We start from the raw sequence: 15,449 nt of genomic DNA, 5'->3' as shown, positions 1-15,449 counted from the left end.
CGTGCGCTGGTCGAAAATTCCAGCTTGGCGCCTCAGACCTTCGATCACGCCGGTAGCTCAACATCACTTCTGGGAAACTGCAGCTCCTGCCGGCTCCAGAGTGGCCGATTCCCGTTTGGTTTCCGCTTTGCCTTCGCGCTGCACATCAATCGATCCCTTGAAGTACGCGCCTTCTTCGATCATGATGCGCTGCGTGCGGATGTCCCCCACCAGCACGGCCGATTTGCGCAACTCCACCCGTTCGGTGGCGCCGATGTTGCCATCCACATGGCCATTGACCACCACTTCACGGGCGTTCACATGAGCTCGTACCCGCCCATTGGGACCCACAGTAAGGCTGTTTCCATTCAGCTCGATGTTGCCTTCTACTTCCCCATCGAGATAGAGATCTTCGCTTCCCGATAACTCTCCCTTGATCACCACCGACTTCCCGATATTCGCCACCTGGCGGCTATCGAGTGGCTTTACAGGTTCCACGGACGACCCTCCTTGAGGAGTCTACTGAAAGGATTGGAAAGCAATTCGTACGCCCCGAATCGCAATTTGTCTGCTTTTTCTGAAGCCTTTCGTCAGCACCGTGCGCCCCTGCACCGCCCTTCAGCCGGCAGCTTGGAGCCCGACCTGCGGCGACCATGCAAACTTCCCGCCCGCAGTAACTTACACGAATATACTCAACCGGCTCACCAGCGGCAATTGCGATTTTGCCCTTTTGGTTTCCAAAGTCACATAAAGTCCGGTTATTTCCGGACAATACCCCCAAACGGCCGTAAGTTTCGGGCAACACTGAACCGGCCGCTCCCCGTCCTAACTGCAGGATTGCTTTTCCGGGTTACGATATTGAACAGCACCGACGTGATCCACCTCAAGTCAAAATCGATCCTAAGCTTTCTCTTAGCCGCGATTTGCGTGCCAGCCATAGCCCAGGAACCAGCATCCCAGCCGAGCCCCAACGCTGGGACTAACCCTCTGCAGTTGGTCCGCCTGACGGTTGAGAACGAACTCAAGCCGCCTCAAAAGGGGCTGTACTTTACTTATCGGGACGTCAAGAAAAAGGGCAATAACCCGGTGGAAGTTAAACAAATGGTTGAGACCGGCCAGGATCTGGTTTTAGGACGCCTGATCTCTCTGGGAGGCAAGCCGCTCACTCCAGAGCAGCAGCAGAAGGAGGAGCAGCGGTTGCATCGGCTGCTCACCGATCCCGGCGCAGTTAAGGAAAAGCAAAAATCCCAGCAGGAAGACGACCAGCGCGTCCGACGCATGGTACAAGCCCTATCGGATGCTTTTCTCTATACCTACGCCGCCACCGAATCAGGCAAGAACGGGCAGATTGTAGTTTTGAATTTCAAACCCAATCCGAACTTCGATCCCCCATCTCGCGAGTTGCAGGTTTACACGGGGATGGCAGGAACTATGCGTATAGCGGTCCCGCAGGACAGAATCGCCTCACTGGAAGCGACGCTGGTCGAGGACGTGAACTTCGGCTGGGGTATCCTAGGCCGTTTATACAAGGGCGGGCGGTTCGCGATCGAACAGACCGAAGTGGGCGATGGCCAATGGGACCTTACCAGCATGTCTCTCAACTTTGCCGGCCGGGCCCTCCTGTTCAAACACATCGACATCCAACAGCACGAAACCACGTCCGACTACCGCCGCGTTCCAGCAATGAACATTGCTCAGGCTCTCGAGCTGCTGAAAAAGACTGCCGACGACGACATGGCAAGCACTAGAGCGCAGCAAGGGGGCGGGAACAAGTAGGGCAGTCAGCCAATTAGCGATTAGCACTTAGCAATTAGCCAATAAGGAAGCGGCGAGAAGCTTCGCGTTACTCTCCGATTTCGCCGCTGGCATCTGGTAGTGGGGGGATTGCACCTGGAATTCCCGAAGCAGGACGTCGGAGCAAGCGGCCCTCTGTGGAGAGCCGACACCCCAGCAGAATCAGGCCCAGCCCAAGGAAAGCCCCAGTGCCGACATGCTCACCCCGTACCGCCATACCGGCGGCAACTGCTACCACCGGGTTGATGTAGGTGACCACCACCGAGCGGCCTGGTCCCGCTTCCGTAATCAGCACACCAAAGGCGATAAAGGCCGCGGCCGTACAGAGGACGCCGAGACCAAGCAACGCGAGTACGGCCGCGGTGGAAGGGATCACTCTTATGGGCTGCAAGGCTGCAGCCGGCGCGAGGAGCATCGCAGCAACGAGCAGGCTCGCGCTCATGGAGACGCGGGAATCCAGGTCGGACAAATGGTGCTTAAAGACCATTGGACCGACGGCATAGCAGAAAGCGGCGGCAAGAATCGCTAAGGCCGCAAATAATTCGTCTTTCCGGCCTGCGACATCAATTCCCACGAACATCACTACACCAGCCAGACCGATTAAGAGACCGGCGAGTCGCCCGCCGCCAATGCGTTCACTGGCATCGAAGCCCAGCGCCAGCAGGGCCACGAAGAGGGGCGCCGCCGCGATCAGAATTGCCGCAACAGACGAATTAACGTGCTGCTCGGCGATAGCGATCAGGGGGTAAGGTATTACGATTTCAACCAATACAAACGCAGCGACCCACTTCCAGCGGCCGCGGACGGCCTTAAACACACCCATATTCCAACTGAGTGCAAGAAGGATTATGGCACCGAGGACGACCCGCACCCAGGCGACAAAGGCCGGCGGGACCCCATCATCAACAGCAATCTTGATAAACAGGTAGGGGATGCCCCATAAGACGGAAACGATGGCGAAGGCAACTCTCGCTCTGGCATTCACACTAGTCTCCCTGCGTACTCCCGCCGGTTCCCGAGCGGATAAGTCTTACATAATGAGAACTTGTAATGCGTTCAGCAACTCACGGTCTCTCGCCTGGTAGTCAGCCTTTCGATCAGATCGAGCTTCACTTCGTAACCGCGGCCTGGCCTTTCCGAAACGTGGATCGTGCCCTGAGGCGACACTTCTACAGCGGGATCGATAATGTCTTCTTCCCAATATCTCCTGGAAGCCGAAACATCCCCGGGCAGGCTGAAGTTCGCTAGCGTCGAGAGTGCGATATTGTGAGACCTTCCAATACCTGCCTCCAGCATGCCCCCGCACCACACTGGAATCGCGTGCTGCTGGCAGACATCGTGGATGCGGACCGCCTCACTGAAGCCTCCCACCCTGCCAACCTTGATATTGACAATCCGGCAGGATCCCAACTCCAGTGCGGCCTGGGCCACCCGCGCGCTCACAATCGCTTCATCCAGGCAGATGGCGGTCTGCAGTTGCTTCTGCAGTTGAGCGTGAAAATAGAAATCATCGCTCCACAACGGCTGCTCGATCATGAGCAGGTGGAAGCGGTCAAAGCCTTTCAAGGTTGCTATGTCGTCGAGCGTATAGGCGGAATTGGCATCACAGCTCAGCAGGATATCCGGCCAGCGGCTGCGGATTTGTTCCAACGCGTTAATATCCCAGCCCGGCTTGACTTTGATTTTGATTCGCTGATAACCGGCTTCCAGCTCAGTAGCGATTTTTTCTCTCAGCTGCTGCACGCTGTCTTGAATGCCAATCGACACCCCGCAAGGGATCTCCTTGCGTGTGCCTCCCAGCAGCTTCCAGAGCGGCACATTTCGCTCCATGGCCTCCGCGTCCCAAAGTGCGTTTTCCAATGCCGCTTTGGCCATGCGATGCCCGCGAAGCGGGGAGAAGAGCCGCGCGCATTCGCAAGCCCGCTCGAAACGCTTGCCTGCGATCGCGGGCGCCAGGTATCGAACCATCACATACCAGGCGGTATCGATCGACTCCTCGCTGTAAAAGGGGTTTTCACCAGCGACGCACTCGCCCCAGGCGCTAATGCCCTCACAATGGAGCTCCACCAGCAGGATGCGCCGGTCCGTGGTCCTGCCGAAGCTAGTCTCAAAAAAATGGACCAGCGGCATGCGAATCTCCCGCAGGGTGATGGCTTCAACTCTCATGATGATTCGTCAGATTACGCGATTACCACTTACCGGTTTAGAATTCCCCATAGGACCACTCTTCATCCCATTTTCCCACCAGAAACGTGCCGTTCCCTTTGGCATCGCGTTCATATCCCAGTGCTGCCTGGCCGGCAGCAAACGCCTTGAGAAAGCAATCGCGATTGCGCCTCTGAATTTCCACTGCTTTCACGCGATCCTGTTCCGATACTCTCCACCGATAAATTTCTGCGGGAACATCGATGCGTGCCTCCACTGTGAACGCCGGCCTCGCGCCACCATCCAAAAGGTTCAAAACACGTTTCGATTTCAGCCACCACTCCGCGATCAGGCGGTCGGTCGGCATCCCACCCTGCAGCGCGGAACTGGTGATTCCATAATGATTCACGTAGTAGCGCCGCGCGATCGCGCCCAGCTTCTCCAGGTTGAGAAAGGAATTCTTGATTTCCAGCGGATCGAAGGTCCATTCGATCAGTTCAAATCCCTGAAACAGGGCATCCTCACGCTGGAACAGCTTCAGCCGGCGGCCCAATCCCAGATTGCGATAGCTCTCTTTTACCGCCAGCATGTGCGAGTGCAGATAGGAATGCCCCTTCCGGCTGCCCGGAATTGCCATGGCAAAACCCACCATCTGATTGCCATCGAACGCCCCAATGACTTGTCCTCCGATGCCGTTGGCCACCACGAACAGACGGGCCGGAACCAGGTCGATATCGGAAAAGTTCCAGACTTCTCTCTGCAGTTGCACGCAGGCTTCGAATTCCTCCAGGCTGTCGCAGCGCCGGATAGCGATCTCCTGGCTCTTTTTGGCTGCTTCCATTTCCCTTCCCGGCGATGCGATGCTCACTTCGACTCCTGTTTCTTGGACGCCTGCCACAGCGATTCCATTTCCTCCAGGTTCGACTCCGCCGGTTTTCGCCCCTGATCCTGCAGGCGATGTTCCATCCATTGAAAGCGGCGGCGGAATTTGCGGTTGGTTTTGCGCAAAGCCGATTCCGGATCCAGCGATAAATAGCGTGCAATGTTCACTACGACGAACAGCAAATCCCCAACTTCATCCTCAAGCTTGGCCCGCAGGTCCTCGGGGATTCTCTCCCCGCTACCCCCGGCCACTCCTCGTTGGGGAGGCCGCGGCCCGGGTGCCGGAAAATGACCCAGCTCTTCCCGAAGTTCGCTTGTCTCTTCCTGCAGCTTGTCAAACAGGCCTTCGATTTTTGGCCACTCAAATCCGACGTGTGCCGCCCGCGAGCTCAACTTGAAGGCTTCCAGCAATGCCGGAACTCCGCTGGAAACGCCCGCCAAGACGGAATCCGGCTTCGATTCTGCCTGGGCGTTCTTCCCTCCTCCCGCATCCAGCCGCTTTTTCTTCTCTTCCGCCTTTAACGCTTCCCAGTTGCGCAATACGTCAGCCGAGGTTTCCGCTTTCACATCGCCGAATACGTGTGGATGGCGGCTTACCAGCTTGTCCGATAACCGGTCCAGCACATCGTCAATGGAAAATCGGCCCTCTTCCGCTGCCATCTGCGCATAGAACAACACCTGGAGCAGGAGATCACCCAGCTCGCCTTTGAGTTCGTCCCAGTCGCGGTTGTCGATCGCCTCAAGGACCTCGTACGCCTCTTCCAGCGTGTAGGGCTTGATGGAATCGAAGGTTTGCTCGCGGTCCCACGGACAGCCCCCGGGAGCGCGCAAACGCGCCATGATGGAAACTGCTTCCTCAAAACGGTCGCCTGTACTCGCCATCGGAAATAATCTAAATGACAGCGGAGGCAATGCAAAATCGAAGACCGGGATCCCAGCGACGCACCGCGAATGAGTCTGCCCAAAATCTGTGCGCCCAGTTACTCTAGGAGTTGATGCGGGCTGATGCACGACCCTCCCTTGCGGGCCAAGAATTCGAAATCGTCGTAATCGGCGGCGGCATTAACGGCGTAGCCATCGCGCGGCTGTGCGCTCTCGCTGGACGCCGTACTCTTCTCGTCGAACGTCATGATTTCGGCAGCGGCACCACCAGCCGCTCCACCCGCATCATTCACGGTGGTCTTCGGTACCTTGAGTACGGAGAGCTGGCATTGGTACGCGAGTCCCTTCAGGATCGCGCCCGCTTGCTTCGTGATCGCCGCCACCTGGTCCATCCACTCAATTTCCTGCTGGCACTGCCGCCCGATGGCCGGCGCAACGTGCTTGAAATCCGCCTGGGGCTTTGGCTATACCGCAAGCTCGGGGGCACACCCAAGCCGATCCGTGCGCGTGAACTATCCGCGCAACTGGAGCGGCTGCTCGATTCCGGACAGAAATGGTCGGTGCTGTGCTACGAGGATGCGCAGTGCGAATTTCCAGAGCGCCTGGTTGCCGAATGGCTGGTCGAAGGAATAGTTGGCGGACTGGTTGCCCGCAATCACAGCGAGCTGCTGGCGGCGGAGACGTCCGCAGGGCGCGTCACCGGCATTCGCGTGCGCGATGTGCTGTCATCGGAGGAGGCGCGCATCTCCGCATCGTCGATCATCAATGCTACCGGTCCCTGGGCGGATTCGGTGTGCCGCGATTCCGGAATTCACACTCCCACCCCCTTGATCGGTGGAGTTCGTGGTTCGCATATTGTTCTGCCCAGGCTTGCGGGAGCACCGGAAAGCGCCATTTACACCGAGGCAGTGGATAGCCGACCCGTCTTTTTGATTCCTTGGAATAATCAGCTCCTGGTGGGGACAACCGAGGTCGCCGACAACTCCGACGCCCGTTGCGCGCGGCCCAGTTCCGAGGAGATCGTCTATCTGCTCGACTCCGTCCACCGCCTATTCCCTCATTGGAAGGTTGGCTTCGGAGACATTCGCTTCGCCTGGGCTGGAATTCGTCCGCTGCCCTTTGTGCCTGCTTCTGCGGCAGCCTCCATTACCCGCCGCCATTTTCTGCACGACCACGCGGAGGAAGGCGCAGCCGGAATGATTTCGGTGGTCGGCGGCAAACTAACCACAGCCGCCAGTCTGGCTCGCCAATGCGTCGCCGGGATGGGGATTGAGACAGTTGAGCCGCAGGGCTGGTCAATCGCCGCTGGCGGCCAGGATTTTTCGATAGCTCTTCTTCGCTGGAGCCGCGAACTTGCTCAAACCGGCGGAATTTCCCTCGACAGTGCCCGCGCCATGATCGAATGGCAAGGACGAAGCGCGGAGGCGATCGCCCAATTGGCAGCAAGCGACGACCGTTTGCGCCTTACGCTCTGCGAGCACACTCCTCACCTCGTGGCCGAGGCTGTCTATGCACTGCGCAAAGAGCTTCCGGTCACATTGGCCGATGTCGTGCTGAGGCGTGTGCCGGTTGGGTTGGGAGCATGCTGGTCCGCCGAATGCAGTCGTACCGCGAGCCAAAGGATTGGAGCAGTTTTAGGTTGGAGTGAAGCTGAGGTCGCGCGAAGAGCTGAGGATTGCGAACAAGAACGGGGGGAATTCCGCCGCTTGCCGGATCCGGCACCGCTGGCATCACCCCTCAGCCGCTAACGGGTCCCCGCCCAGGGTGCGCGTCAGCAGCACTGTGTCATCGGAAATGATCCCATCTACACCCAGCCCCGCCAGGTAGCGCATCCCCTCCTCCGTATTCACCGTCCAGACAAAGATCTGCTTGCCTGCTTCCCGCAATTCGCGCAACCGGTCCTCGTCGACGAGCCTGTGGTGCAGCATCACCGCCTTCACAGGCAGCTTCGACCACACGGAAAACTGGCCCTTGGTTTCGCAGATCAAGCCTAGATCGAAGCGTGCTCCCAGCTCATGCAGCCATTCCAGGGTCTCGGGCAAAAAGGACGAAACTACGCAACCGCGCTTGGGTGGATACTGATTTAGAACATCCATGGCGATGTTTTCCAGTCCCCTGACCTTCAGCTCGATGTTGAGAAACGCCGATGTGGCAAAGGTTTTCAGGACCGTCTCGAGCTTGGGCAGCACCAGCGCATGAGCCATTTCCAGGATGCCGCCATCCCCACCCTGATTGCGAAGACTACGCTCTACCAGCTCACGGTAGTTGCTGCGGCTGACCTCAAGTGCGTACAGCTTGGGATCGTGGCAGATTACGGCTTCCCCATCGACGGTGAGGCGAACGTCACACTCAAATCCGTCGCATCCATGAGCCAGGGCGAATTCAAATGCGGCAATCGTATTTTCCGGAGCGTACAGGCGGGCGCCGCGATGTGCGAGCAATAGCGGGCGGCGGCCGGGCACAGCAGAGGCTTTCGCAGTCGAGCTGGCACGCGCAGCTTCAGAGGTCATCGCGCTCCGCGCTTAATCGAGATCAAAGTCCCGGATTTGCGGGGTGTCGGGGGCATCCTTAGCCTTGCGCACGGCCTCCTGGAATTTCTTCTCCAGCAGATCGGCGCGATTCTTCTCCGCTTCCACCGACTGCTTGAAGATCGATTCCTTCCGGCTGTCCTGCTCCTTCATCGCGCGCGCGGCCGCTTCCAGGTCCGAGAACATCTTCGGATGCGCGGGCGCTGTGTGCCCGATCACCGCTTTGGTCCCGGGATCCACCTTCAGTACCGCATTGCAGCATGGACAGGTGATCTCGTAGGGTGCAGTGCTCTTTCCCATGGGGTCATGATAACCCAAAGCGCCTTTGCCGGCGGGGTTTCTCACATCCGGGCTTTCAGGCGGCAGGCTTTGCCGTTAGAGCGACGCCTGCAACGATCAGGACTAGCGCCACGGCGCCGTACAGGTAATGCGCCCACATTGCCAGCCTGAGCATCACCACCTCGGTGAGCAGCCACCCCAAGAGCACGCAACCCTGTAGTGCCACCCACCAGCCGTAGCCCGAGCGCCTCTCGAGCGTCAGCCAGAGCACCCAGAGGCTGAGCAAGCCAATCGCCAGCAGGAGAATGATTCCAGGGATCAAATAAGAGCGAAATGGAGAATATCGCAGCAGGCTTTGCGGCATGCCCCACGGTTCACCCGCGGGATGCGTCAGCATCGGAATCGCGCCGGCTATCCCGGACAAGCTGACAAACACCAATGCCACGATCGCAAACATGCGCGTGGCCTTCACGCATTTGTCTCCAGCGCCTGCGAGGTTTCTTCCCACTCGCCCATCAGCGACTCCAGTTGCGAACGTTGCGATTCCACCAGCTTGGTTAGGCGGAGTGTTTCTTCGGCGCTGTTGAATGTCGCCAGGGCGCTTTCGCTCTCCGTGATACTGTGCTCGAGCCGCGCAATTTCTTCTTCGATTTCCTGGCGTCGCTCCTGCATCTGCCGCAACTTGATAGGATTGATTCGCTTCGTCTTGACCGAGGCATCGGTGGGTTGATCAGACCTGTTGCGATCCGGCGAACCACTGCCCGAGACTACGGCCGGTGCGGCTTCTTCCCGTGGCCGCCCTTGCTGCTCCTTGCGCCAGCGATAGTCCTCATAATTTCCTGGATAGACATTCGCATGCCCATCCGCTACCTCAAAGGTGCGCGTGGCCAGCTTGTCGAGGAAGTAACGGTCGTGCGAGACAAAGACTACGGTCCCGCTGAACTTCGCCAGCGCTTCCAGCAGAACGTCCTTGGCGCGCAGGTCAAGATGGTTCGTGGGCTCGTCGAGCAGCAGAAAATTGGAAGGCTGCATCAGCATGCGTGCCAGTGCGTACCGGTTGCGCTCTCCTCCCGAAAGCACGCCGATGGGCTTGAAGACGTCATCCCCGGAGAACAGAAAACATCCCAAGAGGTTCCGCAGCTCGGTCTGAGTGGCGCGGGGCGCAACGCGCTCGAGGTCATCCAAAACACGACGCTCAGGTTGAAGCTCCTTGTACTGGTCCTGGGCGAAATAATCGCGCTCGACGTTGTGTCCCACCTTGTATTCGCCGGCCGTGAGCGGCTCAATTCCGGCCAGCAATTTAATCAACGTCGACTTCCCTGCCCCGTTGACTCCGACCAGGGCAATCCGGTCACCGCGTTCGATCACGAAATCGACGTCGCGCAGCACTGCCTTGGTACCGTAGGATTTGGCTACTCCTTTGAATTCCGCCACCGCTCGTCCGCTGGGCTTGGGTTGCGGGAAGCTGAAGTGGATGGTCTTCTCTTCCGGCGGAACCTGGATGCGCTCAATCTTCTCCAGTTCCTTGATGCGGCTTTGCACCTGCTTGGCCTTGGTCGCCTGATAACGAAAGCGGTTGATGAATGCCTCTAACTGCTCAATTTTCTCCCGCTGATTTTTGTACGCTGCCTCAAGCTGGGACTGACGCTCGTGTTTCTGCTTCAGATACTGATCGTAATTTCCCGGATAAAAGTGCACACCCTGATTCCAGATCTCGATAATCTTTTTGACGGTCACATCCAGGAAGTAGCGGTCGTGCGAGATCACCACGTATGCATGCGGATAATCGGCGAGGTACTCCTCCAGCCAGTTTCGAGTTTCGAGATCGAGATGGTTGGTGGGCTCGTCGAGCAGCAGCAGATTGGGCTTTTCAAGCAGCAATTTGCCGAGTGAAATGCGCATCTGCCAGCCGCCAGAAAATTCCTCCACCGGCCTCTGCCAATCGTCTTTGTGGAACCCCAATCCCGCCAGCACAGTCCCGACCTGCGCTTCGATGGCATATCCATCGCGCGTGCGAAATTCGTGCTCCACCCGGTGAAACCGTTCAGCCACCTGCTCGTACTCGGCGCTCTGGTGATCGAACTCTGCCATCTGATGAGTCAGCGACTCCAGTTCCTCCTCCATGGAACGCACGTCGGCGAATACACTCATGCACTCGGCAAAGACGGTCTTGCCGGAGAGCGTCAGCCCGTCTTGCGGCAGATACCCGGCGGTGATGCCCTTGGTGGAGTTCATGGAGCCGTAGTCGAGGCTCTCCTGCCCGGCCAATATCTTCAGCAGGGTAGATTTACCTGAGCCGTTCGCCCCCACCAGTCCGACGCGATCGCGCGGCGTGATCATCCAGTCGAGGTTTTCGAAGAGCAGCTTAGGACCGAAGCGCTTCCCGGCTGCGGAGAGTTGGATCATGCAGGAACTATTTTCTCAGATGGATGAATTATTGCGACGATCCCACCCTCTGCCAAAAGAGCGCGGAAGGCTGGCTAACCCCAGCGAGCTTGATACACCTGTCGAGCTATGCTCGACCAGAACGGACGGCGACGTCCGTTCCTACGTGATTCTGTTCATTTTGGCGAAGCAGGGCTGTTCGTGCTGCTCGGCCCAATTCAGATATGGCACGCCCTCAATCCCCGCTTTTCGAGGTAGCGCTGGTGGTATTCCTCCGCGCGCCAGAAAGCAGAGGCGGGAACGATTTCGGTCACAATGGGACGGCGGAACTTCCCCGATTCCTGTAGCCGCTTCTTCAATTCCTGAGCAATCTTTTGCTGCTCGGGCGAGTGATAGAAGATTACCGAGCGGTATTGAGTCCCGACATCCGGTCCTTGCCGATTCAGAGTCGTGGGATCATGCATCTCCCAGAACTTGTTGAGCAGCGTTTCGTAGGAAATCTTGGCTGGATCGAAGGTCACCTCAACCACTTCAGCGTGACCTGTGCGGTCGGTGCACACATCCTGATAGCTGGGCCGCTCGAGCGAGCCACCTTCATACCCGACGGCCGCGTCAATCACACCCGGAATCTCGCGAAATGCTGCTTCTACACCCCAAAAACATCCCGCGCCAAATGTCGCCTTTTCCATCCCATTTCTCCTTGTTTCCACCGGATTTGATACTCCGGCATTGCCGAAGGGTTCACGAACATGCGGGGCCAGAATCCTTCGCGGGCCGATTGGGCGAGTTCTTGGCCCTCGGGGGACTAATGCCGTTCTGCTGGGTCTTGTGTGATCGCCGGCGAATCTCCGGTTTTGTGGTCCGTAATTTGAAAACTCAGAAAATCATGAACTGCCGCTACAGCTGTGGGGTCGCTGCTGTGAATTCTTACTCGCCCTCCGGCGGGGATGTCCGAGTACCGATAATCGATGTGATCGCGCAGCTCCGACATCGTGGTAGCGCCGGGCGGCACGGTGTCATGAATAAACATCGGAGTGTTGAAATTGCCCGCAGCAAACATCTTCGTGATGTGAGAAAGATGTGTGCGGATCATGTTGCGGCTATCGATATCGCTGGATTGGTTGGCTGTCACCTCGATGGCTCCTCCGTCCGGATAAAGCCGGAAGTGGTGAGTGGTCCTTTCGTGCGAAAATCCCATCGCGTGATCGCCGCGGCTGTTTACGCCTATCTGATGCCCATCCGCCGATTGCTGAGTCTGGGCTTGCAGGAGGCCGAAGGTCAAAGCCGCCAACATCGGAACTGTCCAGGTTGTCTTTTTCATAGTCCACTCAGCTGAAACTCAGGGCTTGATCGCCACGGTGAAGAAACCAGCTTTCCACGATCACATCGCGACAGAACCGGCGGTTTCTAAGCAGCAGGCGCGCGCACGCATCGCGAACCGCACGCGGTACATGGCGACCCAGCGCCTCCCATTTACCCGACCCGTTGTGAAAACGGTGCTGCAGATGCTCAATGTACGGCTGAAGGCGTTCGCGACCGTATTTACCCGCAGCTCCCCTGATTACCTCCGCGGCGATCAGTCCGGATTCGACCGCGGTGCGAATCCCTTCCCCGCTCTGCGAGTAAGCCAGACCTGCGGCATCGCCGATCAGTATCACGCCATCGCCGACCAGTTTCCGTTGAGAATGCCCGAAGAGAAGGTATGCGTGACCCCCAGGGCGGCTTGGTAGATCAAACCCGAGCTTGCCCTCCCTGCGAAGCGACTGAACAAAGCCGCTCATATGCCCGCCGAGAGCGTGCTTGTCCAGACGCCCGAGCCCGATGTTCAGATAGTTCCCCTTCCGAAACACCCAGCCATAGCCCCGAATGTCTCTGCAGAAGAAAAGCTCAGGTACTTCGCCGGAAAACGCACACCCGGCAGCCTGCCCCTCATCCATCTCGAATTCGATTTCCTGCGCCAATACCGGAGTCACATGGTCGTGATTCCCCATCCAACGGGAAACCGGACAGAAATGGCCGCCAGCCCCAACCAGAAGACGGGTCTTGATCTCGCCGTTCACGACAATGTCGCCATCGCGGGTTTGTTCAATGCTGTTCACCGCCTTGCCTTCACGCAACCGTGCTCCGCAGCGTCTGAGCAAATAGTTATCGAATTCACACCGGCGAATGCCGTAGCTCACAGCTCGCCCATAATGGACGGCCACATCGGGCTGCCCCAGGCAGCTCACACGAAATCCCGTGATGGGCTGCAGGATGCGAGCGTCCCTATTCCCGGCGTTGGCATATTCGGTGGGATTGATTTCCAGTGCCTGTAGTACCTGAGGCGTAATCCAGCCGCCACAGAGCTTTTCGCGTGGGAAGGTCGCACGATCGGCAATGACCACATCCAGGTTGGAAGAACGCAGTCCCCAGGCACAGGATGAGCCGGCAGGACCACCGCCGACGATCAGGATATCGCACGAATCCACGTTGCCTCTTCCCGGTCGTCAGGAGTCTGATAGAGATACGCGCGGTTCCACGGAATGTGCTGGCACTCCCGCCCGGCAAATACCATTTGGAAGAGCTGCAGCGAGCCGGTACGAAAGGCAGCGATCGACCCCGCCAAGTAGAGGCGCCACGTGCGGGCAAAGTTGATCCCAAAACGGCGAACCACCGAATCGAAGGAGCGTTCGAACGCCGCCAGCCAGTGCTCGAGCGTGCGGGCATAGTGCAGGCGAAGATTTTCGACGTCCAGCACTCCCATATGTTGCAGCTCGATCACCTCCATGGCTTCGCGCAAAGTCGGCACATAGGCTCCAGGAAAGATATGCTTGCGCAGCCAGGGACTCAGTTGTCTGTGGTAATTGCGCCCGATGAAGTGGAGAAGACCGCGGCCCCGATCGCCGATGGCGCGGCGAATGATCCGGCCCAGCTCCGGGTAGTTCTCCCGGCCCACGTGCTCCAGCATGCCCACAGATGCGAACACGTCGAAATCCCCGCGAATATTTCGGTAATCGTCCTCGATGAACTCGACCCGGCTGGTTAATCCTTCCCGCTTCGCTCGCTCACGAGCAAATGCGATTTGTTCCCGTGAGATATTGAAGGCCTTGACCTGAACGCCATAGTTCCTGGCCATGTAAATGGCGAGCGAGCCCCATCCGCACCCCGCCTCGACCACTTTTTCATTACTCTGTAACCACAGCTTCCGGCATACCAGGTCAAGTTTCGCCTGCTGAGCTTCCTCCAAGGTAGCCGTCGGTTCAGGAAAATACGCGCAGGTGTAGACCAGCTCGGGGTCGAGCCAGAGTTGGTAGAAATCCGTCGGCAGATCGTAGTGGTGATGAATATTCCTGCGTGATCCTCCCAGCGTGTTCGCCTGCATCCACCGCAGCCACCGCGAAAAGAGCCGTGCCGGCCAGGTTTGCGTTCGCGAAGGTGATTTGCTTGTCATTTCGAGCAGTCTTACCAGGTCGCCCTCGACCGTAATCTTCCCTGTCGAATATCCTTCCCCAAAACCAACCTCCGGATTCATTGCCAGGGAAACCAGAGTGCGTCGATCGGCGATACGAACGGCCGGCGTAGTCGACTGCACCGCAGCATTCTCGGTGCGATCTAGAAACGGCGAGAACCGAACGGATATGGGGTCCGCAATCCGCCGCACCACGCTCTCCAGAGTGCGGTCAATCCATGAGGTCAAGGAGCTCATGTTGAGTTCCCCCCGGGGGTGATCTAACGACGCGAATTCTAACGGCGTGAATTGTAACCGGGTAAATTGTAATCAAACTAGCTCAAGACAGCGATTGGAAGGTACTCCCACCTTGGAGTAGCCGAGGCGGCTACCGTTGTGTGCTGCCCCGCCCTTCCGTCTTCCTTTGGCGGAAATGGGTCTTTGGAGCCGCGACTTCGACATCCTCCCTTCCGAACGCGATCCAACCCACCCTGCAGGATTTACCATCTAGGGCACGATGCTGCCAACCACCTCTTCTCTTCGTGTAAGCCGGCATCTGCCGGTCGGAGCCGAAATTCTTTCCGAAGGCGCCGGTGTTCACTTCCGCGTCTGGGCCCCGGCCCGACGCTCGGTAGAGGTGGCACTCGAATCCGCTTCCGGTACGCAGCGCTTCCCTCTTCAGCGCGAGGATAACGGCTACTTTTCGGCAATCATCGAGCAGGCCGCATCCGGCTCGCTCTACCGGTTTGTGCTCGATGGCGGACCGGCCTTCCCCGATCCGGCTTCGCGCTTTCAGCCCCAGGGCCCCCACGGGCCTTCGCAGGTAGTCGACTGGGAAAGGTTCGCATGGAAAGATCAAAGCTGGCGCGGTGTGCCCCTCAAAGGCCAGGTAATCTACGAATTCCACGTAGGCACATTTACGCCCGAGGGGACCTGGCGCGCGGCCGCCCAGAAACTTCCCTATCTGAGAGAAACCGGAATAACAGTCCTGGAAATGATGCCGGTAGCGGAGTTCGCCGGACGCTTTGGCTGGGGCTATGACGGTGTTGATCTGTTTGCTCCCACCCGGCTCTACGGATTGCCTGACGATCTGCGCTTTTTCGTCGATCAAGCCCATGCCATCGGCATCGGCGTAGTTCTGGACGTTG

The 15,449-nt window shown here is 58.2% G+C and carries 16 protein-coding genes; 3 read left to right on the top strand and 13 right to left on the bottom strand.

The features are described 5' to 3' along the window. Positions 1-63: 63 nt before the first annotated feature. Positions 64-477: a polymer-forming cytoskeletal protein gene (locus tag VEG30_18685; GenBank protein ID HXZ81963.1), complete on the bottom strand. Its 414-nt coding sequence runs from the start codon at positions 475-477 to the stop codon at positions 64-66. 429 nt (positions 478-906) lie between these two features. On the opposite strand from VEG30_18685, the gene VEG30_18680 reads away from it, so the two are divergent. Beyond that, positions 907-1,755, top strand: coding sequence for a hypothetical protein (locus VEG30_18680; protein ID HXZ81962.1), 849 nt, complete (start codon positions 907-909; stop codon positions 1,753-1,755). A gap of 67 nt (positions 1,756-1,822) precedes the next feature. Here the strand turns inward: VEG30_18680 and VEG30_18675 are convergent, their stop codons facing one another. The 4 genes from VEG30_18675 to mazG form a co-directional block, all read right to left on the bottom strand. Beyond that, positions 1,823-2,758 (bottom strand): DMT family transporter, encoded by a 936-nt coding sequence (locus VEG30_18675; GenBank protein HXZ81961.1) that lies wholly within the window; start codon positions 2,756-2,758, stop codon positions 1,823-1,825. Between the two features lie 71 nt (positions 2,759-2,829). After that, positions 2,830-3,939: an o-succinylbenzoate synthase gene (gene menC / locus VEG30_18670; GenBank protein ID HXZ81960.1), complete on the bottom strand. Its 1,110-nt coding sequence runs from the start codon at positions 3,937-3,939 to the stop codon at positions 2,830-2,832. Between the two features lie 37 nt (positions 3,940-3,976). Then, positions 3,977-4,786, bottom strand: a complete 810-nt coding sequence (locus VEG30_18665; protein HXZ81959.1) for a GNAT family N-acetyltransferase — start codon at positions 4,784-4,786, stop codon at positions 3,977-3,979. After that, a complete protein-coding gene (gene mazG, locus VEG30_18660) occupies positions 4,783-5,682 on the bottom strand; it encodes a nucleoside triphosphate pyrophosphohydrolase (protein ID HXZ81958.1) in 900 nt (299 codons plus the stop codon). Before mazG ends, VEG30_18665 begins: the two co-directional genes overlap by 4 nt. Positions 5,683-5,795: 113 nt before the next feature. Between mazG and VEG30_18655 the strand changes: the two genes are divergently transcribed. After that, positions 5,796-7,430, top strand: coding sequence for a glycerol-3-phosphate dehydrogenase/oxidase (locus VEG30_18655; protein ID HXZ81957.1), 1,635 nt, complete (start codon positions 5,796-5,798; stop codon positions 7,428-7,430). Here VEG30_18655 and VEG30_18650 read toward each other — a convergent pair. The 8 genes from VEG30_18650 to VEG30_18615 form a co-directional block, all read right to left on the bottom strand. Further along, positions 7,413-8,192, bottom strand: coding sequence for a glycerophosphodiester phosphodiesterase (locus VEG30_18650; GenBank protein ID HXZ81956.1), 780 nt, complete (start codon positions 8,190-8,192; stop codon positions 7,413-7,415). The two genes, VEG30_18655 and VEG30_18650, sit on opposite strands and share 18 nt — an antisense overlap. Positions 8,193-8,204: 12 nt before the next feature. Then, positions 8,205-8,555: a hypothetical protein gene (locus VEG30_18645; GenBank protein ID HXZ81955.1), complete on the bottom strand. Its 351-nt coding sequence runs from the start codon at positions 8,553-8,555 to the stop codon at positions 8,205-8,207. 10 nt (positions 8,556-8,565) lie between these two features. Then, positions 8,566-8,961 carry a hypothetical protein gene (locus tag VEG30_18640; GenBank protein ID HXZ81954.1) on the bottom strand — a complete coding sequence of 132 codons (396 nt, stop codon included), beginning with the start codon at positions 8,959-8,961 and terminating at the stop codon, positions 8,566-8,568. Next, on the bottom strand, positions 8,958-10,895 hold the full coding sequence (locus tag VEG30_18635) for an ABC-F family ATP-binding cassette domain-containing protein (protein ID HXZ81953.1): 1,938 nt from the start codon (positions 10,893-10,895) through the stop codon (positions 8,958-8,960). Before VEG30_18635 ends, VEG30_18640 begins: the two co-directional genes overlap by 4 nt. A gap of 197 nt (positions 10,896-11,092) precedes the next feature. Further along, positions 11,093-11,563 carry a peptide-methionine (S)-S-oxide reductase MsrA gene (gene msrA / locus VEG30_18630; protein HXZ81952.1) on the bottom strand — a complete coding sequence of 157 codons (471 nt, stop codon included), beginning with the start codon at positions 11,561-11,563 and terminating at the stop codon, positions 11,093-11,095. 116 nt (positions 11,564-11,679) lie between these two features. Next, positions 11,680-12,195: a hypothetical protein gene (locus VEG30_18625; GenBank protein ID HXZ81951.1), complete on the bottom strand. Its 516-nt coding sequence runs from the start codon at positions 12,193-12,195 to the stop codon at positions 11,680-11,682. 7 nt (positions 12,196-12,202) lie between these two features. Continuing rightward, positions 12,203-13,342 (bottom strand): NAD(P)/FAD-dependent oxidoreductase, encoded by a 1,140-nt coding sequence (locus tag VEG30_18620; GenBank protein ID HXZ81950.1) that lies wholly within the window; start codon positions 13,340-13,342, stop codon positions 12,203-12,205. Beyond that, complete coding sequence (locus tag VEG30_18615; GenBank protein HXZ81949.1) at positions 13,321-14,559, bottom strand: cyclopropane-fatty-acyl-phospholipid synthase family protein; 1,239 nt, start codon at positions 14,557-14,559, stop codon at positions 13,321-13,323. Before VEG30_18615 ends, VEG30_18620 begins: the two co-directional genes overlap by 22 nt. Positions 14,560-14,818: 259 nt before the next feature. Here VEG30_18615 and VEG30_18610 point away from each other — a divergent pair. Next, positions 14,819-15,449 (top strand): alpha-amylase family glycosyl hydrolase (locus tag VEG30_18610; GenBank protein ID HXZ81948.1); only part of this gene is annotated, 631 nt, incomplete at its 3' end.

Source organism: Terriglobales bacterium, assembly GCA_035624455.1.
GTDB lineage: Bacteria > Acidobacteriota > Terriglobia > Terriglobales > Acidobacteriaceae > DASPRM01.
The sequence above is the reverse complement of the archived record's forward strand: the minus strand, read 5'-3'. Positions and strand labels throughout refer to the sequence as shown.

What these genes read in the sequence shown, in the direction of transcription:
- menC (HXZ81960.1), bottom strand. Translation starts at nt 3,939, where the DNA reads ATGAGAGTTGAAGCCATCACCCTGCGGGAGATTCGCATGCCGCTGGTC.
- VEG30_18635 (HXZ81953.1), bottom strand. Translation starts at nt 10,895, where the DNA reads ATGATCCAACTCTCCGCAGCCGGGAAGCGCTTCGGTCCTAAGCTGCTC.
- VEG30_18650 (HXZ81956.1), bottom strand. Translation starts at nt 8,192, where the DNA reads ATGACCTCTGAAGCTGCGCGTGCCAGCTCGACTGCGAAAGCCTCTGCT.
- msrA (HXZ81952.1), bottom strand. Translation starts at nt 11,563, where the DNA reads ATGGAAAAGGCGACATTTGGCGCGGGATGTTTTTGGGGTGTAGAAGCA.
- mazG (HXZ81958.1), bottom strand. Translation starts at nt 5,682, where the DNA reads ATGGCGAGTACAGGCGACCGTTTTGAGGAAGCAGTTTCCATCATGGCG.
- VEG30_18615 (HXZ81949.1), bottom strand. Translation starts at nt 14,559, where the DNA reads ATGAGCTCCTTGACCTCATGGATTGACCGCACTCTGGAGAGCGTGGTG.
- VEG30_18625 (HXZ81951.1), bottom strand. Translation starts at nt 12,195, where the DNA reads ATGAAAAAGACAACCTGGACAGTTCCGATGTTGGCGGCTTTGACCTTC.
- VEG30_18655 (HXZ81957.1), top strand. Translation starts at nt 5,796, where the DNA reads ATGCGGGCTGATGCACGACCCTCCCTTGCGGGCCAAGAATTCGAAATC.